The organism is Paraburkholderia panacisoli, assembly GCF_008369935.1.
Lineage (GTDB): Bacteria > Pseudomonadota > Gammaproteobacteria > Burkholderiales > Burkholderiaceae > Paraburkholderia > Paraburkholderia panacisoli.
The window spans coordinates 809-1,566 of the sequence record NZ_VTUZ01000137.1 but is presented as its reverse complement, the minus strand read 5'-3'; the positions used below and the strand labels follow the sequence as shown (position 1 = coordinate 1,566).

Annotated in this window: 1 protein-coding gene and 1 pseudogene; one reads left to right on the top strand and one right to left on the bottom strand. The window is 64.4% G+C overall.

Annotated features, from left to right (window positions below; all coding sequences use genetic code 11):
* Nucleotides 1-355 (bottom strand): tautomerase family protein (locus tag FVF58_RS50980; RefSeq protein WP_149676983.1); only part of this gene is annotated, 355 nt, incomplete at its 3' end.
* Nucleotides 356-457: 102 nt separating this feature from the next.
* Between FVF58_RS50980 and FVF58_RS54075 the strand changes: the two are divergent.
* Nucleotides 458-758 (top strand): annotated as a pseudogene (locus FVF58_RS54075) (AraC family transcriptional regulator); the annotation flags it as partial.

Here is a 758-nt window from a genome sequence, read left to right as displayed (position 1 = left end):
CGGGCAGGCGTTCACCTCCGCGCACGACGTATTTGGCGGGATACAGTGCGACGAGAACCTCGACTTCGTCCTCCGGTGCCCCGGTGCACGCGCTCCAGATCGAGCTCACCTTTTTGGCCAGCGATAGCACGGCGCCGTCGCTGCGCCCATCACGTATGTGGCAGAAGATCAGCGTTTCGGAAGTGGGCTCTCCCGAACGATAGGTGTTCTCGGGCGTGGCTTCATGAAATACGACGCTAATCAAGTCGAGCGGCGAGAGGATGACCTCCTTGATCGCGCTCGTGAACTCGCTGGCGATCCTGGCCTTGACGCCAGCTTCGATTCCGACCTTGCATTCGCAAACAATGATGGGCATGTTGTGTCTCCGTGAAGATTGGGTATTGAGGCCCTCAGTCTCTCGGAACGTCGCCCTTGGCGATTGCAACGCGGCGCCACCCTTGCTTGGAAGTGCCATGAAATGGCGTCGTGCCGCCGGTCCAGGCCAAGCTCGTTATCGGTGGACCGATGTCGGGCAGCACGTGGCGCACGGGCCGGCGCGCCGAAGGCCCGGCGCGAGCCGCTCAAGTACAATGGGAGCGGTTCGATCGACGGGGACGCGATGGCCGGCTCAGACTCACCTTCCGCCCGGCCCGGGCGTGCGCTGCCGTCGCCGAGCGCGACGGTGCCGATTTCGCTCGTCAGCGGCTTCCTCGCGAGCGCGGGCGTGAAGCGCAACTTGGTCGAGCGCTACCTGCGCGGGGCGGGCATTCCGATCGAGT